Source organism: Alteromonas sp. McT4-15 (assembly GCF_020515205.1).
Classification (GTDB): domain Bacteria; phylum Pseudomonadota; class Gammaproteobacteria; order Enterobacterales; family Alteromonadaceae; genus Alteromonas.
Genome location: NZ_JAJALG010000008.1, coordinates 104,415 through 126,819 on the forward strand (window position 1 = coordinate 104,415; position 22,405 = coordinate 126,819).

19 protein-coding genes are annotated in these 22,405 nt (G+C 42.1%); 5 read left to right on the forward strand and 14 right to left on the reverse strand.

Translation table 11 applies throughout. The features are described from left to right. Positions 1–3: 3 nt before the first annotated feature. From asnB (LHL20_RS08630) to LHL20_RS08680, 11 genes are all read right to left on the reverse strand, one after another. Positions 4–1,884: an asparagine synthase (glutamine-hydrolyzing) gene (gene asnB / locus LHL20_RS08630; protein ID WP_226433004.1), complete on the reverse strand. Its 1,881-nt coding sequence runs from the start codon at positions 1,882–1,884 to the stop codon at positions 4–6. Between the two features lie 184 nt (positions 1,885–2,068). After that, the gene (locus LHL20_RS08635) at positions 2,069–2,383 is read right to left on the reverse strand and encodes a hypothetical protein (RefSeq protein ID WP_226433005.1); all 315 of its coding nucleotides are present in this window, start codon (positions 2,381–2,383) and stop codon (positions 2,069–2,071) included. A 3-nt stretch (positions 2,384–2,386) separates the two neighbouring features. Continuing rightward, positions 2,387–3,964, reverse strand: a complete 1,578-nt coding sequence (locus tag LHL20_RS08640) for a GMC oxidoreductase (RefSeq protein ID WP_226433006.1) — start codon at positions 3,962–3,964, stop codon at positions 2,387–2,389. Then, positions 3,954–5,255, reverse strand: a complete 1,302-nt coding sequence (locus tag LHL20_RS08645; protein ID WP_226433007.1) for an O-antigen ligase family protein — start codon at positions 5,253–5,255, stop codon at positions 3,954–3,956. Before LHL20_RS08645 ends, LHL20_RS08640 begins: the two co-directional genes overlap by 11 nt. A gap of 10 nt (positions 5,256–5,265) precedes the next feature. Further along, entirely contained in the window at positions 5,266–5,661 is a 396-nt protein-coding gene (locus LHL20_RS08650) for a hypothetical protein (protein WP_226433008.1), read from the reverse strand. Next, a complete protein-coding gene (locus tag LHL20_RS08655) occupies positions 5,645–6,790 on the reverse strand; it encodes a glycosyltransferase (protein WP_202262100.1) in 1,146 nt (381 codons plus the stop codon). The genes LHL20_RS08650 and LHL20_RS08655 overlap by 17 nt, the downstream gene beginning before the upstream one ends. Beyond that, the gene (gene asnB, locus LHL20_RS08660; RefSeq protein WP_226433009.1) at positions 6,768–8,693 is read right to left on the reverse strand and encodes an asparagine synthase (glutamine-hydrolyzing); all 1,926 of its coding nucleotides are present in this window, start codon (positions 8,691–8,693) and stop codon (positions 6,768–6,770) included. The genes LHL20_RS08655 and asnB (LHL20_RS08660) overlap by 23 nt, the downstream gene beginning before the upstream one ends. 5 nt (positions 8,694–8,698) lie before the next feature. Further along, a complete protein-coding gene (locus LHL20_RS08665; protein ID WP_226433010.1) occupies positions 8,699–9,508 on the reverse strand; it encodes a glycosyltransferase family 2 protein in 810 nt (269 codons plus the stop codon). A gap of 4 nt (positions 9,509–9,512) precedes the next feature. Next, positions 9,513–11,003: an exosortase A gene (gene xrtA / locus LHL20_RS08670; RefSeq protein ID WP_226433011.1), complete on the reverse strand. Its 1,491-nt coding sequence runs from the start codon at positions 11,001–11,003 to the stop codon at positions 9,513–9,515. Then, positions 10,984–11,820, reverse strand: a complete 837-nt coding sequence (locus tag LHL20_RS08675; protein ID WP_202262104.1) for an XrtA system polysaccharide deacetylase — start codon at positions 11,818–11,820, stop codon at positions 10,984–10,986. Before LHL20_RS08675 ends, xrtA begins: the two co-directional genes overlap by 20 nt. Before the next feature lie 2 nt (positions 11,821–11,822). After that, positions 11,823–13,235 carry a TIGR03013 family XrtA/PEP-CTERM system glycosyltransferase gene (locus LHL20_RS08680; RefSeq protein WP_202262105.1) on the reverse strand — a complete coding sequence of 471 codons (1,413 nt, stop codon included), beginning with the start codon at positions 13,233–13,235 and terminating at the stop codon, positions 11,823–11,825. A gap of 149 nt (positions 13,236–13,384) precedes the next feature. Between LHL20_RS08680 and LHL20_RS08685 the strand changes: the two genes are divergently transcribed. From LHL20_RS08685 to LHL20_RS08700, 4 genes are read left to right on the forward strand one after another with little or no spacing between them, the layout of a single operon-like run. Further along, positions 13,385–14,017 carry an XrtA/PEP-CTERM system exopolysaccharide export protein gene (locus LHL20_RS08685; protein ID WP_202262106.1) on the forward strand — a complete coding sequence of 211 codons (633 nt, stop codon included), beginning with the start codon at positions 13,385–13,387 and terminating at the stop codon, positions 14,015–14,017. A 31-nt stretch (positions 14,018–14,048) separates the two neighbouring features. Beyond that, positions 14,049–15,617 carry an XrtA system polysaccharide chain length determinant gene (locus LHL20_RS08690; RefSeq protein ID WP_226433012.1) on the forward strand — a complete coding sequence of 523 codons (1,569 nt, stop codon included), beginning with the start codon at positions 14,049–14,051 and terminating at the stop codon, positions 15,615–15,617. Further along, positions 15,617–16,624 carry an XrtA-associated tyrosine autokinase gene (locus LHL20_RS08695; RefSeq protein ID WP_226433013.1) on the forward strand — a complete coding sequence of 336 codons (1,008 nt, stop codon included), beginning with the start codon at positions 15,617–15,619 and terminating at the stop codon, positions 16,622–16,624. The genes LHL20_RS08690 and LHL20_RS08695 overlap by 1 nt, the downstream gene beginning before the upstream one ends. Then, positions 16,593–18,275, forward strand: coding sequence for a TIGR03016 family PEP-CTERM system-associated outer membrane protein (locus LHL20_RS08700; protein WP_226433014.1), 1,683 nt, complete (start codon positions 16,593–16,595; stop codon positions 18,273–18,275). Before LHL20_RS08695 ends, LHL20_RS08700 begins: the two co-directional genes overlap by 32 nt. Before the next feature lie 132 nt (positions 18,276–18,407). Here the strand turns inward: LHL20_RS08700 and LHL20_RS08705 are convergent, their stop codons facing one another. Beyond that, positions 18,408–19,475 (reverse strand): XrtA/PEP-CTERM system-associated ATPase, encoded by a 1,068-nt coding sequence (locus LHL20_RS08705; protein ID WP_226433015.1) that lies wholly within the window; start codon positions 19,473–19,475, stop codon positions 18,408–18,410. A 113-nt stretch (positions 19,476–19,588) separates the two neighbouring features. After that, on the reverse strand, positions 19,589–21,019 hold the full coding sequence (gene hldE, locus LHL20_RS08710) for a bifunctional D-glycero-beta-D-manno-heptose-7-phosphate kinase/D-glycero-beta-D-manno-heptose 1-phosphate adenylyltransferase HldE (protein WP_226433016.1): 1,431 nt from the start codon (positions 21,017–21,019) through the stop codon (positions 19,589–19,591). Between hldE and LHL20_RS08715 the strand changes: the two genes are divergently transcribed. After that, a complete protein-coding gene (locus LHL20_RS08715; protein WP_319003220.1) occupies positions 21,018–21,395 on the forward strand; it encodes a GIY-YIG nuclease family protein in 378 nt (125 codons plus the stop codon). The genes hldE and LHL20_RS08715 overlap by 2 nt on opposite strands. A 31-nt stretch (positions 21,396–21,426) precedes the next feature. Here the strand turns inward: LHL20_RS08715 and LHL20_RS08720 are convergent, their stop codons facing one another. After that, positions 21,427–22,332 carry a DUF350 domain-containing protein gene (locus LHL20_RS08720; RefSeq protein ID WP_226433017.1) on the reverse strand — a complete coding sequence of 302 codons (906 nt, stop codon included), beginning with the start codon at positions 22,330–22,332 and terminating at the stop codon, positions 21,427–21,429. Positions 22,333–22,405: the final 73 nt, after the last annotated feature.

Sequence of the window (22,405 nt, forward strand, 5' to 3'; positions counted from 1 at the left end):
ATTCTAGCTATTTTTTCTCAACCACTCTTCTAACACCACCAATTGCCACAAGGTTTTATGATGGTCATACTTATCAGCGTTGTGTTCCTCGATCAGCTGCGCAATACGCTCCTTTTTAAAGAACTTGTGAACTCGAGTGTCTTCAGCCAATAGTAGATTGGTTGCATACTCTCTGAGCTCATTTTGAAACATTAACTTTAACGGTGTAGGGAAGCCCATTTTCTTACGGTAAATAATGTCATTAGGCAAAATACCTTCCATCATTTTCTTCAATGGATATTTACCTTCACCTTTATTGATTTTGTGTTTAGAAGGAATGCTAGCGGCAAACTCTACAAGTCTGTAGTCCAAAAACGGAACACGAAGCTCAACCGATGTAGCCATGCTCATTCGATCAGCTTTAATCAACAAATCGTCTACTAACCACGTCTTTGTATCGAAATAAAGCATCTTACTTAGTTGGTCGTTGCCTTTTGTTTTATCAAACAACTTCGCTGAAAAGGCACCATGGCCAGTTTCTGTTTTAGCTTTTTCTAGCTCTACTTTAAAATCAGGACGGTACAAAGCCTCTTTTTGTGCATCGGGGTATGTCGACATACCTTTGTAACGCTTTTCTATTGGTTGCGTTGCCATATTTAAGTATTTAGATACTTTGTGGCTTTTACCCAATACTTTATTGGCCATTCCTGCAAAAATTTCTGTGCCTTTTTGACCAACAACACCGCGGTACTTTTCTAACACATTCATATACTGATACAGGTCGTACCCAGCAAATATTTCGTCAGAACCTTCACCTGAAAGCGCAACTGTCACTTTTTCTTTTGCCAGTTTTGAAACAAAAAACAGGGAAATAGCAGCAGCCTCGGTAACTGGCTCATCCATTAAGTGAATATATTCAGGAATAAAGTCGGCAAACTGTTGAGGGGTAATCTTTAACTCATGATGATCAGTACCAAACTTGTCTGCCACCATTCTGGCGTACTGTGTTTCATCAAAGTTCTTACCAAAATCGTAGGCTATCGAAAACGTTTTTAACGGCTCTTTAACTTTGTCTGCAAGCAGCCCAACTACTGCACTTGAATCAATGCCACCACTTAAGAAAATACCGAGCGGCACATCACTTCTTAACCGCAAATCGATGGCACTTTCAAGTAACCGTTTACTCTCATTTAAGTAATAATCGAAGCCTTTGTCTTCGTCATTGTTAAATGTTAAATCCCACCATTGCGTGATTTTCATTTCGCGACCTTTCACAATGGCGTAGTGCCCTGGCATTAGTCGGTTAATGCCTTTGTGCAAGGTTTTTTCACCAGGTATGTATCCAAAGCTCATGTAGTCATCGATGAGTTCGACATTAAGGTCTGGAAGCGCGCTTAACCCTTTTAGTATTGCTTTGGTTTCAGAGGCGAAGATAAGCTCATGCTCATCTTGATAGTAATAAACAGGTTTAATGCCCAAACGGTCTCGGGCTAAAAATAGGGTTTCGGTTTCATTATCGTATATAGCAATGGCGAACATACCATTGAAGCGATTTAAGCAATCTTCGCCCCATTCAATGTACGCACTTAAAATAACTTCAGTATCAGTGCCCGTTTCGAACGTATAACCTTTTTTCTGAAGTTCGGCCCTAATTTCAATGTAATTATACACTTCGCCGTTATACGAAATAACGAAACGACCATTCTCTTCTACCCTAGGTTGATGGCCAGCGGGCGTCGGGTCTAATATACTTAAACGCAAATGAGCAAGACCACAGTGCAAATTGTTAGAAATCCAAATTCCGTTACTATCTGGACCACGATACGGCATTGTGTCTCGCATTGAGGCAAGTCGTTGCTCATCAACCGTATTAGTAAAATTTAGCGTTCCTAATATCCCGCACATTTTCAGAAAATCCTATTAACTATATTCATACTCTTTTCCAGCAGCGGGCAGAGCGTGTTGTATTTATCATTTTTTTTGAATAACAGAGATTGTTTATTTTTTCTCATGCTTCATTTCTTTACCACTACTCTTTTTCAACCCAAAATAAAGTCGTAAAAGCAATGCATTCATAAGGTTGGGGTAGCTACAATGTTAGTAGCGTTGATATCCCTGCGGCTTCTGTTTTGCTTAAGATCACACCGTCAAATTCAAAAACATCATCTGTCAAAAAATCATGTTTGATTTTACTTTTGTAAAAAGAAGGGTCTTTAATCTCATTTCCCAAAGAAGCTAGATAACTCTCCGGAGTTTGTTCATAGTGGTTGGCCCAGCTTTCGTATAATGAAGTCAGATAGTCCAGATTCCCACTATCTGCGGTTGACTCAAGACCAAAGCACTTTGTAACAGATAATGAACTTGCGGCCAAAACAGTTTTAAGAAAGCTTCTTCTACTTGTCATGTTTTACACTCCACTCTTAAGGTGTTCTGCTAATCGTGCAGACATTGCGGAAATTGTCAGTGTAGGAGGTACGTGGCTACCCGTTGGAAAAACACTAGAACCAGCAACATATAAATTGCCAACATCAAACACTTTACAGTTTTTGTCCACCACGCCATTCTCTGGAGTATCTGACATACGAGTAGTTCCCATGTGATGATGCCCAAAGCCCATTTGATCGCCAAAAAGTCTTGATGCTCTCTCTTTTAGCAACCTGAGTCTTCCGATTGAGGTAATACCCATGTCTCTTGCAAAAACTTCAAGGGATCGCCACATTAGCTCTCTATTTCGCTCTGAGACCTGCCAATCGATTGAAAGCTTGTTTAAGCCAAATTTATCTTTTTTAGATGAAAGATATATTCGGTTATTCTTTTCAGGAATTTGCTCTACCATCATGGGTATTTGAAAACCAGCGCTATTTTTAGCACTTTCAAAAACTTTGGTATCAAACTGCTTTCTAGCAATCGCTTCTATAACCATATCCGCATCGAGGATCAGATTGCCATAATGAGTGAACAAATCTTCTGGGAGCTCACCTCTAATCAATGCATTTTTAAGAATATGAAATGAAGAAATTCCATCAGACATTCCATACTCAGTACCACTTGTAACTGGCATGCGGAGGTTGATTAACTCATTCTCTTTCAGAACTTTTTCTTGCAGTTCAAAAAATGCAACCAAAAACCTCTGACCTTCAAAGCGGGTCATTGATTCTAATTTTGGAAGATCACTAATAAGGTGAGCGGCATTCATTGTGGGGTGATCCATAAAATACCTTCCCACAATATCGTTCTTATTACCTATCTTGTTTTTATACTTCTCGTTAAACAACAGAAGCATACGCGCATTTTCCATACCTCCCATAGAAAGTACAAATCGATCCGCTACCACTTTATGTGTTTTACCATTGTAAGATGTAAAAGTAGCAGAAATGATGCGTTTATCAGACTCATCAAACTCTAAATCAACTACACTTGCATACGTATAAAGTTTTACGTTATCACTTTCAACAAGAGGCTTACCATGTGACACGTAGAAGCGTGTAGGAGGTAAAGACGCTTTAGCTATGCCTAGTCGAGAAAACTTAGCTTCTGAAAGCAGGTCGTTTAACCCCATTAAAGGCAACCAATGTTCACTAGAGTAACCATCATCTCCTGTTTGACAGTACACAGCAGCCTTCTGATAATAAGGCACCATTTCGTCGTAGCTGATGGGCCAACCACTGTTCCCTATCCAATCCCGCTTTTCAAAGTCAATAGGCGAAAAAGGCGACGTATTGTTTCCCCAGTGATTACTAGCACCACCTAGAAAACGAAGTCGCGATATTTTAGGGTCAGGATAATACTCTGGAACGCTGTCAGCTTCGTAAAGCTCTTGAACTTGGGCTTCATACTGTTCTCCGCCAGCATCTAATAGAGCTACATCTAAAGCGTTTCCATTGAGTTCATTTGCCAATGTTATCCCGGCAGGCCCACCGCCTAAGATACAGATGTCAGTATTGATTACTTCACCTTCGTTCAGTGTGCGTCCATCAATTAGCATTTTGATTCCTACTTAATGACTGTTCTAAAAGTCTGTTTATTATTGGTATTAGCGCAATAAGCCACACGGCAATCTCAAAGATTTTGTTGTTTGAAAACATTCCAGCAATTAGGTAACAAACAAAACCCAAGCACAGCCCAGCTTGAATTAATAGTAACTCGTTATCAACTTTTGCTTCGGCCTTAATCACTTTTCTCACTTTGAGTAAACTCTTAAATAAAGACAAGCAAATCAGCCCATATAAGCTAACACCGATAATCCCATGATCTGTTAGCATACCCATTAAAAAGTTATGTGACGCCCTTCTTTGTACTACTTGCTCTCCAGACTTCACTTTGGACAAATACTCTTGAGGGATATACAACGGACTTAAAACCAATGTTGTACGGTGCCCCTGACCTAATAAAGGCTTCTCTTTAAAAATTTCGTATTGCGCTTTAATGATAACAAGCCTTGAAGCTGCGCTCTTATCCTGAATTTGCCCATAACTATTTTTTTGAGTACTCTTGAAACGCTCGATGATTTGAGGCCCCATTAGCAACCCAAAGGCTACCGCACCAAGAATGGCCAATGAAAAGAAGACTTTTTTAACGCTAGGCGGCACAAAGAAAATAGCAACTACGCCAGTGAGCACCAGAGATAACAATGCCCCACGACTCTCTGTTAACATAATGGTATTCAGAATCACCAGCACGGCGAAGAGCAATAAATACTTTATCTTTCCAATTTTTATTAATAACAGATATGAAGAGATAACAAGCAGAATCGATAGATGCTGGCCCAGCCCATTAGCAGACTCGACTCCGGGCCCACCAACGCCCTCAAGCCTTCCTCCACCATACGAATACCCTAAATAACCAAAATATAGTGCCCCAAGCGCGTTACAGATAATAAAGCCAATAACGTCTTCTTTGGTTTTTAAACATTGCTGTATTAAGAGAATAAGAATGAAGTATTTGACCACTAACAACACAAAAATTGTGTGAAAAGCACTGTTCAGCACCCAAAGGTATTGAGCTAACAGGTAAAGCAAAAATACTAAGTAGTACTTTGACTCTTTTGAGCTGAGCCAACGCCCCTTTTTCTTTGAAAAAAATACGGCTATCAAGGTGACGAGCGCCGCTAAGAAAGACCACCTTAGATCTGGCAGAGACTGTCCCCACCAGCGGCCAACGGGGTGTGCATAGAATGCTAAAAGATAAGCATATAACCCCCACTTGGGATCTTTGCTAAACGCCCTGAATAAACATCCAAAGTATGCAGCAAGAAATGCTATTGCTGTCAAAGACAATGCGAATCCTCTACTTTACCCATATACGATCAGCTAAGAGATAGCCTTGTTCGACTTCTCTAGCGTGTACTTCTATTGTGAAATTGTGCTGCCGAGCCAATAACGCCATATCAAACATTGCCCGGCCATGTGAACTTTGAATATCAAAGGCAAACGCACTTCCTGAAGAAATAGCATATCCAAAATCAGATGCACTCTTAGTGTCAATATTACCGTCGATAAACACCAAACCCAGACCATCACTATTCAGATAGACTTGTGTGGTTTTACCAACAAATTTACAGTACGGCGTTGACGTTTTACTTGGCTTACAAATCGCAATTGATTCATTACCTTTTAGAACAAGTACACTACCCAACGCTATAAGTAATACGAATAACACAGCCAGACTAATTATGCGCTTCATTTGCTACTCTCTTTGCCAAATCAACAACCTTTCTCGCATTCTCTTGCCACACAAACTGCTTATCTAATACGCTTTGCTTAACCGCTCTGCGTTTGCAGTCTAAAACTTTGTATGACGTGATTGCAGTAGTAAGCGCTTTTTTGAAGTCAGCCTTGTCGCCTTTTTCGAAGAAGAGCGCTGTATCGTCACTTAGTATTTCCTGAATATTCGACGTTTTCGGTGCCACTATTAAAGCACCAACGGCCATATACTCGAACATTTTCAAAGGTGATGCATAAGCGGTTACATCAGGCTGTAACGCAATGTCGAACTCTTTTACAAAATCCAATACTTTATCTCGTGTAACTAGACCTTTGAACTCCACTTTTTCCGAAATGCCTAGCGTCTCAGCTTGCTGCCGTAAGTCAGGTAAAATATTCCCATCACCCACACAAATTAAGCGCAGCGGAAGTTCCTTGTGTTCTGCAATTGCCTCTAAAGCTTTGTCCATTCCGTGCCATGGGTGAATAAAACCTGTAAACCCAATAACAATTTCTTGTTTATTAACGTTGATGTCATGTTGCATCATTTCATCAATAAACTGCTGCCTTACACCATTGTGAATAACCGTTATTCTTGACTCTGGAATATCGGCCTCTCGCATGTAATCAGCCAAAACATCAGTAACAGGCAAGCAATGTGTGGCGCCTCTCCAGGTAAAGTCTTCTATCTTTTTGGCAAAACCTTGTAACGCCAGACCACTATATTTTGCGCGTTCTTCAGCAAGAGGGGCATTAATTTCTAGTAGCAAAGGAATATTGAATAACTTTGCTGCTAGCACTCCCGCAGGTTGATAAAGGTTGTAACGCTCATAAATAACTTCGGGCTTAAACTTTAAAATAGCAACCACAAGCTTGATGAAAACCCATGCGCTGTAGCTCAGCTCAAGGATTTCATACAATGCTTTAGGTAATGCTTTTTTGAGTTTACTTACAAAACCGCCATCACCACCAAAATCCGCATTTTCATTAACTTGCGGCGCAACAAAATGAAGTTCGTGCCCTAACTCGTCAAGCGCGTTAGTTAATTCTTCGACATGAACATACTGCCCATCTTTCGAGGCAATTCTATGGTGATACAATATTTTCACTTTTTTGTGTTCCAAAGTGTTTTTCTAAAAATGCGTTAAAAATAAGAAGTGACCAAATAGTCATCCCATGCTCGTGACCACGCTCGTGATGTTCATCTAGCAGTATGCTGATACCGTCTAGAGAAAATAGCCCAGTTTGCGCCAGTGCCCCGTCTGAAAGTCTACTTTTCAAACTCTCTTTGGGAATCTGTCGAAGCCACTCGTCAATGGGTGATGAAAACCCCATTTTGTTTCGCTTAGTGACAAATGAGGGAAGCAAGTGTTTAAAACCGTTGACCAGAAGTCTCTTGGTTTGGCCCCACGATAAATTGAGCGATGGAGATGCGGCCAGCGTGCGCTCTACCAGGTGATGATCTAAATAAGGCACGCGCACTTCAAGCGAGTTTTTCATGCTTGCACGGTCTACTTTGGTAAGAATGCCACCTGCAAGATAGGTTTTAAAATCTATAAGCTGAATAGCTTTGAGGCTGTTAGTGCTTTTGCATTTCTTCGCTATATCATCAAACATGTTCAAACTACTGTAGCCATGTAATTGCGCTTTAAGTTGCGGCGAATACAAGCGGGCTAATTCATTTTGATGCGTGATTGAAATAGCATTGTGATAACTGCTTATTGCGCTACCAGATAAAGCGTTTAAGGTTGTTTTACCGCGCAAAAATTTCGGAGCAGTTTTAAGGTTGGGATAAAGTTTTGCCAATGTACCAAACATTTTTTTGCGTACGCCGTCTGGCAAACACTTGCGGATTTTCTCTTCAACCCACAGCATTTTGTGGTTGCGATAACCGTATAACAGCTCATCAGCACCGTCACCAGACAGCGCTACTTTTACATGCTGCGCCGCAACACCCGATAGTATGAATGTTGGAATAGCCGAATTATCTGCAAAGGGTTCATCGTAAATATCAACCAAGGTCTCCATAAAGGTTAAATCATTAATGGAAACACTGGTGTTCAAATGCTTAAACCCTAACTGCGTGGCCAACTGCTTCGCATAAAAAGATTCATCATACTTAGATAAGTCAAAGCCAATTGAAAAGGTATTTATAGGTACTTCAGAGTGCTTTTGCATTACAGCAGAAATCACTGATGAATCAATACCACCTGAAAGGAAACTGCCTAACGGAACATCAGCTACCATACGTAGCGTAATCGCCTCTTCCGTCAGCCGAGCGAACTCTTCGCCTATGTCTTGCTCGCGGGTAATTTCATCAGAAACAAAATTTTCTATTTCCCAATAACACTCGGGAGTTACATCACGCGTTGGGTCGCTTAAATCTATTGAAATAACATGTGCTGGCGGTAATTTGAATACATCTTTAAAAATGGTTTTAGGGTCGGCCACATAGCCTAGCGAGAAAAAATCTTCTATGGCACAGGGGTTCAGTTGTTTTTCAATATCTGGATGCGCAGTAATAGCTTTAAGCTCAGACGCAAATAACAAATCGCCTTGTGATGTTCTTGCCCAGTGTAACGGTTTAATGCCTAAACGATCTCTGGCTACAAACAGTGTATTTTGAGGCTTGTCATAAATAACAAATGCGAACATGCCACGCAATTTATGAACCGCTGATACGCCCCACTCTTTCCATGCGAATAACAACACTTCAGAATCGCATTGCGAAGCAAAAACATGCCCTAAAGCTTCTAGTTCAGATTTCAGTTGCTTGAAATTATAAATTTCTCCGTTGTAACTTAATACAACGCCATCACTTTCAAGGGGTTGCTTGCCATTTTCAACATCTAAAATTGATAGTCGCTTGTGCCCCAACCCCACATTGCCGTCAATATAGAACCCTTCTCCATCAGGGCCTCTATGATGAAGCGTTGCTGTCATTGAACGCAAAGTAGACTCGTCAACTTTTCCGTCAGTTGTCGCTTTTACCCAAGCCACTACGCCACACACGCGAGCTATCTCCTTTGAATTCGCTTGTAAAGTCCATTTAAACCCCAGAAGTATCTATGCTTTTTCATAAGGTAAAAAATGCCCGCGAGATGCGAAAAATGGAATTTATTTAGCTTAAAACCGCGCGACAACTCCTGCGCGTCATGAATTACGGATACATCTGGAACGTAGTGAATCTGGAAGCCAGCCTCCCAAATACGAATGCAGTAATCGACATCTTCTGGGGAGTAGAAGATCTTTTCATCTAACATTCCCACTTTATCTACAACGTGCTTAGGCAACATCCAACATGCTGATATAGCATAATCAACCGCAACAGGATCGCTGACTAAAGATAAGTCATTGGGTTTTTGTTCCATCTTCTTCAAGAATAGGAAACGCTTTGCTTTACCCCATAGCGTGGGAAACTTGTCACATGAAAGCTGGAAATTACCAGATGCATAAGTCACTTTTGGCACAGCTAAGCCCACTTGCTTATTTTGCTCTAGGTAACTGATTAATCGCTTAAGTGCTTCTGCATTAACGTAGGCATCGGAGTCTAAAACTAACACGTGCTTGCCTGATGCACGCTTTAGAGCTTGATTTCTTGAAAATGTTGTACCGGTGTTTTCACCAAGATTTATTACGTGAAGCGCGCTACCAAACTTGTCAGCGTATTGGTTAATACATTCAAGTGAATTATCCACCGATCCATTTTCAACGACAAAAACTTCGCCGGTTAACTCTGCACTTTGTAATGCGTCAAAAAGTGCGGTTAAGCACTTGCCTATATGCTTTTCAGAGTTAAAAGACAGAATTACGACTGAAATATCCACTTGCTCACTCACTCTTTTGTTGTTCTAGTTTTATCAGCGCTTCGATCAAGCTTTGTTGTGATACGTTCCCTTCAGATGCAGCATATAATGCCACACCACCAAAGTCATTAAGAGAAAGCTTATTCAATACTTGCATCCCTTTCACAGTGATAGGATTTACCGTGTATACATCACCAACTTTCCACATATATACCAGGTGAATTGATCTGCCCATGCCATTTTTCAGCTGCAAATACTTATAGTGGAAGCGCTGCTGCGCCTTATCTATTACTCGCGCCTCAGACTCTGCCACCGACCAAACTTCAGGGTCATATGGCTTGTTGTTCCATGTAACTAACTCTTTCTCTTCGTTTTCGGTCACATAGGTAATTTCATGCAGTATGATAGTCGCTTCGTTGATTTGAACTGTCTCAAAACGATATTCGTCAAAACCCGTATAAATTGGTTGCCAACCCGATAGTGATTTAATGTCGGTTAGTACTACGCCATCTTCACTCACTTTCTCCAGTGCCTGTGTTTGCTGACTATGGAAAGCCCCCATGAAAACAGGACCTATTGCGATTACAATGACCGCTGCTGCGAAACGCTTCTTAGGCAACGCCACTGTCGTTGTACTGTCATTAAATTTGGGCACGTACTTTTCGTCATAGAATAGGCGTGAAAATGCCAGCACTAAGGCTGTAACAAAGAAGAAGAATACCCATCCGTAAACAAGATGATCAAACCCAACGGCTGCCTCCATATTACTTACATGGCCTATGTAAACCATGATAAATGCGCGCATACCATTGGCAAGGATTGGAATAACAAGTACACAGGCAAGAAAAACGGCTTGTTTAATTCTGGAACGAATTTCCAAGTGCGCAATAAGTAGGCCAATGGTTATAGTAGAAAATAAGAAGCGAATACCGCTGCAGGCTTCAGCGACATGGAAAAGTCCCTCAGGAATTTGTAAATACCATCCCTCACGGTAAACGGGCACGCCTACTACTTTTAGCATCATTACAGTTAAATCGGCCGTCACTTCCTGAAGATGCGGAATCATAAACTCGCCGAAAGGCACAGACATTATTAGGAAAAAAAGCGGAAAGAACAAATGCCGCAGTGTGACAAAGCCAAAAATTCCCCATACAAAGAAAAGGGGCATAGACATAAGCGCAAATTGCTGCAATGCGTTTATTAAAGATAGTTTGCCCACCACAAAAAGCAGAACGGCCGCTAGCAATCCAGCAAAGCCTAGGATCACATCTATATTGCGTCGACGAGCCAATCCGAAGGCATAACGCTTTCGGTAAATCAACCAAATAGCAATGGGTGCGATAATAACCGCATGTTCAAAGGTGGTCGACTCGAACCACGTTAAAACAATTTTTTCAAACGTACTGAAATAGGCAATCAGCCAAAGCACTGCAAGGGCCAGTAAGCAGGCCGCTTGCACAGGCGCTATAGTAACGTTTCGATATGTATTAGGGACATCATTTGATATAGACGTCATACATGCTACCCCAGTTAAAATCCTTTAACAGCTTTTCAATTTTGGATTCCATTCTTGAGAGGTTGATGTAATGCCTGAACTTAGACCGCCAATTTGCCTCTTTTATATATGGCTGATCAGGGTCTATTTCCCAAGGGTGAAAGTAAAAGCTATACGGAGCACTTTCCGCTTCCATGAACGCCATAATACGCTTTTTAGAAAGCCAATACGGGTAGAGCCTATAAAAGCCTCCGCCGCCTATGCCCACGTTTGTTCCCTTCTTGCGAATGGTAGGAATAGGTATCTCAGTGATACCCTCCTTGCGTTCGTATTTAAATCTTGGCCACTGCGGAACACCATATAAATCGTGTTCTATTGGATAGGTGCTAGATGAATAGACGAAACCTTGTTCAACAAGTACGTCGTACACCCACGTATTCGAATCGTTGACTGAAAAGCTAGGCGCTCTGTAGCCTTTTATTGCAGTACCGCCCACGTCTTCAAGGATAGATTTGCTCGCATAAACATCTTCCTTGAACTGACTTTGTGACATAGTTGTCGCGCGTTGGTGTTCTAAACCATGACTTGCAAGTTCATGACCTTCGTCGACAATTCGCTTAATTACGTCAGGGCAACGCTTAGCCACCCAACCTAACGTGAAAAATGTCGACTTCACGTTATTTTCGGCAAAAAGATCGAGTAAGCGATGCGTATTTTGTCCAACTCGCAGCTGTTGAGAATCCCAGCTTTCCTTATTGATGACATCTTCAAAGGCAGATACTTGAAAGTAATCTTCTACATCTACAGTCATCGCATTAAGGCGACTATCTAACTTCATTTCTATCGCCCTTTACCGAATAAAACAATTTCAACGGTTCTTATCAAAATTAGAATATCAAGCAGCAAACTTTGATGTTTTACGTAGTAAAGATCAAATTTAAGCTTTTCCATAGAGTCTTCAACGCTTGCACCGTAGGGGTAATTCAACTGTGCCCAACCCGCCAATCCTGGCTTCACGTTGTGACGTTGATTGTAGTAAGGCACTTCTCTTACAAGCTGCTCTACAAACTGTGGTCTTTCAGGACGTGGACCAATAAACGCCATCTCGCCTCTAAAGACGTTCAGTAACTGAGGTAGTTCGTCTATGCGGTATTTACGGATAAAATGACCGATACGTGTAACACGATCATCATTTTTACTTGCCCATTTCGCACCGTCTTTCTCAGCGTCTGGGCGCATGCTTCTAAATTTTATAATTTTGAACAGTTTTCCATTCAGTCCAACACGCTCTTGTTTGTAGAAAACAGAAACGCCTGTGCGTCTTCCATCGTCTAAGTAAATGAAAGCGGCAGTAAATAGCATTATGGGCCAAACAAAAAACAGAATGAATATAGCGAGCACGGCATTTAAGGTGTAATCCAATGCATCTCGTAAATAGTTCTGGCTCTGAAAACCATTTGAATAAATAACCCAGCTTGGGTACATCAGATTCACAACAATTTGACCAGTCTCGCGCTCCATAAAATCGAGTAATTCAGTTACTTCGATTCCACGTAAACGACAGTCAAATAACACCTCAACAGGCAAAGTACCTCTGCGTTGGTCACATGCGATAACTATTTCTTCAATGTCGTTGTCAGCAATAAATTGCTGGAAGCTATCGTCAATTTTCAGATGTATGATTTTTTCTTTTCTAATGCCGTCTTCGCGGTTATCGCCAGGAATAGGAATAAAACCCACTAACTCAAAACCAATTCGGTCTACGTCGCGGCGCATTCTCTTTTCAATAATGGAAGCACGTTCTCCTGCACCTAATACAAGAATGCGAACTTTCCCTAAGCCAAGCAGCCCTAAACGATTAGTGAAATACCTGAATACCACTAGTGTGATTATAATTGAGCTGACAGCAGCGGGTAAAAAGTAGGAGTCCATTACCAGTTCGTCAAAGAATGCACGACTAAGCACTTCAACTAAAAAGTAACTAAGACCTACACTTACAAAGATACGACGAATGATGCCGCGGAATGTTTCACGAAGCTTGGCCTCGTATAATCCCACTGACAATGAACAAAGCAGTATAGAAACGGTGAGCATGCCCACATTAATAATGAGCTTTTCTACCGAGACCGTTGCTGACATACCTATTTGAGTAAGTATGAAATGGGAAATATACCCCATGTATGCAATGAGCAACGCCTCTGTTACTACTAAAATATTTGAGCGTTTATTTTGATTGCGCTTGTTTACTGCCACCCCTGGCCCCCTAAAACTACAGCGATATTTCCCATCATAAAGGGATTTATTCCAATAGACTAGAATTGTTATTGGCATTATAGTGACATTTACCGTAGGGTAAACGACTAAAGTACAATTTAACCATAATGAGTGTAGGATGATCTCTTATGTTCCGTTTTAGAACGCTACTTACTTGCTGTGCAACATTAGTTTTAATAGGCCTTAGTGGTTGTAGTAACACTGGCGTTTTGCCACAAGCAACAACCCGCGCGTCGCTAACTACCGACGTTAACGACTACCAATACCTTATTGGTCCAGGTGATTCGCTGACCATTTTCGTCTGGCGTAACCCTGAAGTGTCTGGCAACTTTATTGTTCGCCCCGACGGAAAGGTAACCACCTCGCTAGTTGAAGATATTGACGTTGCGGGAAGAACTCCTACCATGCTCGCTCGTGAAATAGAAGAACAACTCTCTACATATATTAACAACCCACGCGTGACAGTAAGTGTTAACAACTTTACAGGGCCATTAAGTGAGCAGGTTCGAGTTATTGGTGAAGCAACTAATCCAAGCGCTGTGAGTTACACAGAACACATGACATTGCTAGATTTGATGATAGCGGTGGGTGGTCTTACCGAATTTGCTAACGGTAACGGCGCAAAACTTGTACGTGTAGTAAATGGTAATCAGAAAACGTTCGATATTAATATTGACGATCTTATTCGCGACGGTGATATCTCAGAAAACGTGGATATGTTACCGGGTGATATCGTTATTATTCCAGAAGCCTGGTTCTAGTTGTTAAGTAGTATACGGAACAAAAAATAAAATGCAGGATTTACAGCAAACGCTCACTCAGATCCTTGACTACGTCAAGGGTGTCTGGATAAAGAAGCGTTACGTAATTATATTTTCATGGCTGATCTGTCCGATCGGCTTTTTATATGTAGCAACACTTCCGGACGTGTACTCTTCAAAAGCTCAGGTTTATGTAGATACACGTTCAGTACTTCAACCGCTTCTTCGCGGCCTCGCCATTCAAACTAACCCTGACCAAGAAATTCAAATGATGGCGAAAACATTACTAAGCCGCAGTAATGTTGAAAAAATAGCGCGTGAAAGTGATTTAGATATTACCACATCAACCGAGGCTGAGTTTGAAAGCTTGGTTACGTCGTTGTCAAAAGATATTGCACTGCAATCGACAGGAAGAGATAACATTTTCAATATTTCATTTGAAAATGAATCGCCCACCGTGGCTCAGCGTGTTGTACAAGAAACCTTAGACTTATTTGTTGAAGGTGCCTTGGGTAACAATCGAAAAGATACTGACACGGCGGGTCGCTTTCTCGATGAGCAAATAGCCGAGTATGAATCGCGATTGTCTGAGGCTGAACAGCGTCTGGCTGATTTTAAGCGTCAATACAACGACATTTTGCCACTTGCGGGTACCTATTATACTAGTTTGCAGTCGCTCAATAGCGAGCTAGAGGCAACACAGCTTCAAATAAAGCAAACACAACAACAAGCTCAGTCACTAAAAAATCAAATTAACAATGCGAAACGCAGCGATAGTTTTGGTGTTACTGATGCGGAAGAGCCCGTGCTTCGTACCCGATATGACGACCGTATTAAAACACTGGAAGAAGAGCTTGACCGATTAAAGCTTCGCTTTACCGATAAGCACCCAGATGTTGTGGAAGCAACAGCGTTACTTGAAAGCTTAGAAAAGTCTCGTCAAACTGAAATAGACGCGTTTTTAAATCAAGCTGATGACAACGGAAACCAACCACTAACAGAACTCAATCGCGAAATATCCCTTGAGGCAAGTCGCCTTGAGAGTCAGATTGCGTCTCTTCGCGTGAAAGAAAATGATCTTGAGGGTAAAATTGCTGCGCTTGAAAGCAAAGTAGACTTGATACCCCAAATTGAAGCTGAGTCTAGTGCGTTAAACCGTGATTACGGTATTACAAAGCGTAAGTATGAAGAATTACTTTCTAGAAAAGAGTCTGCGGATTTATCAAGAAGAGCTGATGTATCTGCAGAAGACTTGCAGTTTAGAATAATTGAGCCGCCACTACTGCCCAAACGTCCTTCAGGCCCTAATAGAATAATTTTCTATACTGCCGTGCTAATTCTTGGCTTTGGTGCAGGTATTGCTATTGCGTTTTTAGTTAGCCAGCTTAAACCGGTACTAATACGACCTAAGCAGTTACTTAGCGTATCTGACTACCCTATTTGGGGAACAGTAACTCACTTAAATATTGAACAAATTAATAAAACCAATAGGTCTCGCTTGATTATATTCTTAATGTCCAGCGGTGCTATTGTCGCGATGTACAGTGTTTTAATTGCCGCGGAAATTATGAATATTGATTTATTCGGAGGCTTATTTTAATGAAAAATACAATTGAAAAAGCACTCCAGAAACAAAGAGAAGCAAAGGCGAACAGTAAGAAAGCCAGCACGGATGATTTGAATCAAGAATCCCCTCAGGTGGACGCACAGGTTAACGCGCCCACAGAGCATTCTGCTGACTCTGTTCAAGCCAATACGCCAGTTACAGGCGAAACTCCAGCTCAAACAGTTACTCAAGAAGCAGAGTTACCCAAAGGTGAAGCTCAGCAATCACCCGCTTCTAGTAATCAACCACAGCGTTCTCCACTTCCTGAGTTCGTGATTGATTTCGAACGTTTGGAAAAGAATGGTCATATTTCATTAACCGGTGAAAGAAAGCAGATTAACGAAGAGTATCGTGAAATAAAGCGTAAGCTTTTAGCAAACTCTTTCGGTTCTCTGTCAAAAACGCTTCATAACCCTAATATTATTATGGTGACAAGTAGTCGACCGTCTGAAGGAAAAACCTTTACGGCAACTAACCTTGCAATGAGTATTGCGTCAGAGCAAGACAAAACTGTACTGCTTGTTGACGCTGACGTGCTAAAACCTAATGTATTAAATACGTTAGGTTTAGAGCGTCGAAAAGGTTTGATGGAGTATTTGACAGGTGATGTTGAAGATATCGCTGATGTGTTGTACCCAACGAATATCGACAAACTTAAGATAATTCCGGCGGGTAAATCACACCACTTGTCTACGGAACTGCTAGCCAGTCAGAAGATGCACGACACTGTAGATGAATTTGCCAACCGCTATCCTGATCGTATTGTTATTTTTGATACACCACCGCTTATCGGTATTAACGAAAGTGCCATACTTGCTAACTTTGCGGGTCAAGCTGTTGTTGTGGTGGAAGAAGGTAGAGCGAAAATAAATGACATTAAAATGTCGGTTGAGCGATTAAACCCAGATATGGCAATTGGTTTTGTTGTGAACAAATCAATACATAATGACACCGATGGAAGCGGATATTATGGATACTATTACTCAGAACGAAGCAACTAAGTATTGCTTTGCGAAAAAGCCGCTTTGTGCTGTTGTCGCCACTTTACTGCTTGCAAACAGTAATGTGGCGCTAGCGAAACTAAAAGTCACAGCAAACGCTTCGGCCGAAGGTATATTTCAAGATGTTGACTCCGAAGAAAATGGCACGTTTTCGTTAACGACACTTTCGGTTAATCCAAGTATTAACGCCTCGTATGAGTCTCGGACATTCAACGGGTTGTGGCAAGGTAAGCTTACTCATTTAGAACGTGACAACGACGATGCTAGCCGAGAAGATACCTATGGCGAGTATAGCTATTCTGCTAATTGGGCACCTTTTGATGAATTATTGGAGTTTGAAGCATCTGGTGCATTGAATTATCGAAATGCCCAGGCTGGAAACTTCTTAGTATCTGACTTTTTCACAAACGCAGACGCACTAGCGAAGACACGCTCAAATCGTATTGGCGTGTCTACTGCCCTAACGCAAGGCGACTGGGTGCGAGGCCGTGGTCAAGCTTCTTATTCAGATGTAGCATCTGAACAGAATGCGCTGAATAACGGCTTTGCACTGAACAATGACACTTATCAGATGTCAGCTAACCTTGTTAATGGTGATAGAGCAGAATACGTAATTTGGAATGTTACGGGCAGCTTCCAAAACACTGACCGCGCACAAGCAGGACAAGGTGACTTTATATCGCGCAATGCGTCGGGCTTTTTAGATATTCATTTCGTAAAGCACTGGGCACTTCGATTAACCGGTGCTCATGAAGGTAACCAAGTATCAGACAGAAATGATACTACAAGCTTGGTTCGCAAGTTTAATTCTTATGGTGCCGGTTTAACGTATCGCCAAAGCCAAAATAGGTACATTTCATTCACCGCCAATACCACTGATTCAGATATTGAAAATGATGACGGCGAAAGCTTTGTTGGAGTTGACCTTCAGTGGGCGTTTAGTTCACGCACTAGTTTGAGCGCAAACTACGGCCGCCGGTTCTTTGGTGAAACGGCTGGCGCCAATATAAGTTACAATTCAAAGTATTTTCGAACGTCTTTTGGGTACACAGAAGATGTGACAAATACAAGCCGATTATTGGCTGACCCAGAAAACTTGGGCGTGTTTGTTTGCCCTGTCAACTCAGGCTCAATTGCAAGTTGCTTTCAGCCAAATAGCTTAAGCTATGTGCCAAATGCAGACGAGCAATTTGTACAAATCACCACGCAGAACCTTGAGTTTAACGATGACATCATTGTTCGTAAAAGTAGTAACTTTCAAATGGGATACGACTTTTCACGGGTAACGCTAGGTATGTCGTGGCGCTATTCAGAAGATGATGCGCTTGATCAAGATAGGCTTACACGTACATATTCTTTGGGCTCTACCTTGGCTTATCGTATTGGTAATTATACTAATGTGAATGCAAGTGTTAACTACGCCAATATAACTCAACGTTCTGAAACGCTTAACAGTGGCGAAAGTGACAACTGGAATGCTACGCTAGGTATTGAGCGTACGTTTGGTCGCGTATTGAAGGTTTACACGAATTTGAACTATGTCGATAGAAGTGGAGACCTAATAGGTGGTGGCGGTATCAGTAACGGCTTCTTTGGCGCCAACTTCACCGATAGACGCATAACGTTAGGCATCACCTACACCTACGATTAATTCCCTATCTGTCACCGAAGACGGCATGAACGAATGCTGAATTGACAACAACGGTCCACTAAAAAAGCGCCTGTACGTAAAAACGTATCAGGCGCTTTTTTTGTTGTTTGCGTTTTAACTGAGCGAGTAGTTTTACTGCTCTTTTTTGTCATCACTCTTTAAGCGAACGTAGGTTTTAAACTTTTTCTTCATCAGTTTATCTACGTACTGTGTCATTTTCACTTTTTGCGATATCGCGTCGTCTAACGCATCTACAAGCTCAGCTAACATATCAAGATAATATTTAGTATCGCGTATTACATTACCTTTAGGTGTCATCACTGTTTTACTTTCAGGGCTGTCTGCGAAGCCCATATGCTCGGTCACTTCCGCGCCAGTTTTATCTGGCTCAAACATTTCCGCTTTAACTTCTTCTATGACTTCATCGACAGCTTCTGCTGAAAATGTATCTAGCTCTTCAAGGAAGCCGTAAAGCATGACGCGGTCCATAAGGGTATTAATTTTGCGCGGTATCCCACGTGTGAACAAGTGAATACGCTTGTGCGCTTCATCACTGAACAATTGTGAACCGTTCCAACCTGCATGATGTAAACGGTAGTCAATGTATTCCTTACACTCTTCAAGTGTCAGTGGCGCAAGATGGCATGAAGCCACGATGCGTTGTCGGAATTGTTCCATATTTGGTGCGCGTAATATTGGCTGTAACTCTTCCTGGCCCAACAAAAAGCTCTGAATAAGCGGCTTTCCGTTAAGCTGAAAATTACTTAGCATCCGCAATTCTTCAATCGTTTCCAGAGGTAAGTTTTGCGCCTCATCAACAAGCAATAACGCTCTGCGCCCTGCTCTATTTAGGTCATACAAGAATATCTCTAGTGCCTTGAGAATATCTGCTTTTGAGCGTCCTTCAGTGGCGATATCAAACTTTGCTGCCACCATTTTTACTAATTCATCAGGTGATAACTTAGGTGTCACGATTTGTGCTGCGGCAATATCGTCTTCAATCTCTTCTAGCAGGCTATTTGCAATAGTCGTCTTACCGGTACCAATACCACCTGTAATAACAATGAATCCTTCGGCTTGCGACAGGCCATACTGCAAATAAGACATGGCTCGTTTGTGCCACTTACTGGCGAAGAAGAAGGCAGGATCTGGGGTTAACTGGAACGGTTTCGAGTTAAGTCCGTAATAACTTTCGTACATGCAAAATTACCGTTGAATATCGTGTTTAAAAAGCGCGCAGCTATAGTACCCAACAACACGCTTATATCGAAGTGTTAAATGTGCGCAGAAGATGATTTTACATCATTCATCGCTTATCGAAGTTTGTTTTGCGTAATGCGCTCAATGATACCGGTAGTAGAAACGCCATCTTCGAAGGATAACACCTCGACACGACCACCATTAGCCATCACTTCTTTACCACCAGCTATGTCTTCTACTTTGTAATCGCCGCCTTTCACAAGTATATCGGGAAGTAATCGTGCAATTAAGCGCTGAGGCGTGTCTTCTTCAAACGGGACTACCCAATCAACCGCACTTAAGCCAGCTAAGACCGCCATACGACGATTAACATTGTTTACCGGACGACCAGGGCCCTTCAACGCGGTAACAGAGGCATCGGTGTTCACCGCCACAATCAGCCTATCACCCAGCTGCGCCGCTTCCTCTAGGTAAGACACATGACCGGAATGTAAAATATCAAAACACCCATTGGTCATTACAATTCGTTCACCACGTGCTTTAGCTGCTTTTAGCGCTATAGCCAGTTGGTCTTCTGTCATAACCCCACCGTCTAGATGCACAGACTGCTCGCCTAGCGCAAGAGCAAGCTCAGTGTTAGACACCGTTGACGTGCCAAGCTTACCCACAACCACACTAGCCGCTAGGTTAGCCAACACACAAGCGGCCTGAAGTGGAAGGTCACACGCCATAGCCACTGATAAGGTTGATACTACCGTGTCGCCAGCACCGGTCACGTCGTAAACTTCTTTGGCCTTTGCGGGTAGGTGAAATTCAGTATTGTCACTTTCAAATAGCGTCATACCGTCTTCTGAACGGGTTACAAGCAGCGCATCTAACGCTAAGTCAGATTTTAATGTGTTGGCTTTTTCAACTAAGGTTTTCTCTGAATCAACATCACCAACAATTCCGCGTAATTCATCCATATTAGGCGTAATAAGTGTAGCGCCAGCGTACTTAGAAAAATCACTGCCTTTGGGATCAACCACTACGCGCTTACCTTTTGCTCTTGCACGTGCAATCAGTGTTTGAGGGTTACTCAAGCATCCCTTGGCGTAGTCACTTAAAATCACGACATCAACATCATCTAAGGCATTGTCAAAAGCCTTTTCTAAGTCTTGCTTATTGGCATCAGCAAAACTCTTTTCAAAATCGAGTCTAAGCAGTTGTTGGTTACGACTCATAACACGCAATTTGGTAATTGTGTCAAAACCTGGAACGGCGAAGAATTGGCAATTGATATCGTAGGTTTGTAAACGCTCTTTTAATATGCGGGCATTTTCATCATTACCACACATGCCCAACAAGGTTACCTGAGCGCCTAAGGTTGCCACATTTACCGCAACATTTGCAGCTCCACCGGCTCGATCTTCAGCACTATTCACATTGACCACAGGCACAGGTGCCTCGGGCGATATACGTCCGGTGCCACCACTCCAATAACGATCTAACATTAGGTCGCCAACAATAAGCACTTTTGCTTTTGTAAAATCTGGTAATATCATGCTGAAAATAACTTATAAGACAGTGAGTACATTGGCACAGAGTATAACAGCCAACAAGGGCAATACCCACAGTAGCGACGTAAATAACCCTTGGTATCTTTACCTAATCGAGAACAAGTTAGGTCAGCTTTACACTGGCATTACCACCGACCCAATTCGGCGAATTGCACAACACCGCGGTGAGAAAAAAGGCGGCGCAAAAGCCCTAAAGGGGAAAGCACCACTAGAGTTTCGCGCTGTTTTTAAGATAGAGGGTAAATCTCAGGCGGCTAAGCTTGAAGTGCAAGTAAAGCGCCTTAGTCGGTCACAGAAAAACAAGGTCATCGAGCAAGGTGTACTCAATGACCTAGTATGTATTAAAGAACAGTTTAGCTGAGTAAGTAGAGGGTTCTTTTGTAGGAAAACGGTTAGCCGCCTAATACTGCATTGATAATCATTGCATTGCCGATACTTAAGGTAAATCCAAGCGCGGCGACGCCGACATTATGCTGTTGGTCAACTTCCTGTCGATAGTTCATACCAAACAAAATAATTTTCTTACTTACCAACACAAGAATGTGCAGAGCCACCGCCATACAAACACTCACAATCAGCCAACCAGTAACATTACTCACATACCCCGATGGACTGTAAATCAAAAGGTTCTTCGCAGCAGACACTATCATAGCAGTACCCAATAAATTCCCTGTGTGCTCTATTGCTAACGCCAGTTGACCTTTTTCTAGCGCACCTTGAAAAGAATCGTTTTGGTTGTCTTTAGCATACCTAAATTCCAAAATACGCGTCATGACGAGCAACATAGTGAGAACCACTGAGAAGCCTGTGACAATAGCGATGAGCGCATTCATGTCACTGCCGTCGACCCAAAGCATGATATTTCGAAGTACGATGGCGCTTGCCACCAAACTGGCAGCGTCTACTAGCGCAACACTTACACTGCGCTCGGCAATCATTTCATGGGTATCTATTTTGTTAAGTACTAACTTATCGTGCGCGAATCGGCCTAGTTTCACGAGTAATATACCCACTACACCAAACGTAACCATGCCAATTGCCGCTTCTTTAAAGCCCTGCCCTACATGTCTACCTACAACAGAGCTCAGTACAATACAAAGCGATAACATGCCACCGGCAATACTTATTCCAAACGCGAAATTGTCCTTAACGCCTAGCTCTTCAGTAACAGAGTACTCGCGTACTGCCCCCGTCACCCATTTCATGATCATCAATAGTACTAGTGCTATGCCTACATCCATTGCAAGATAGATCAATAATTCTTCCGATAGAGGTACTAGTTTTACCAAGGCTTCCACGTTATCTTTGCTCCCTGAACTCTTTTTTTAGTTCGTGTGTATTCGATTAGGGCCTGCTTGCCCATGCAAGGCT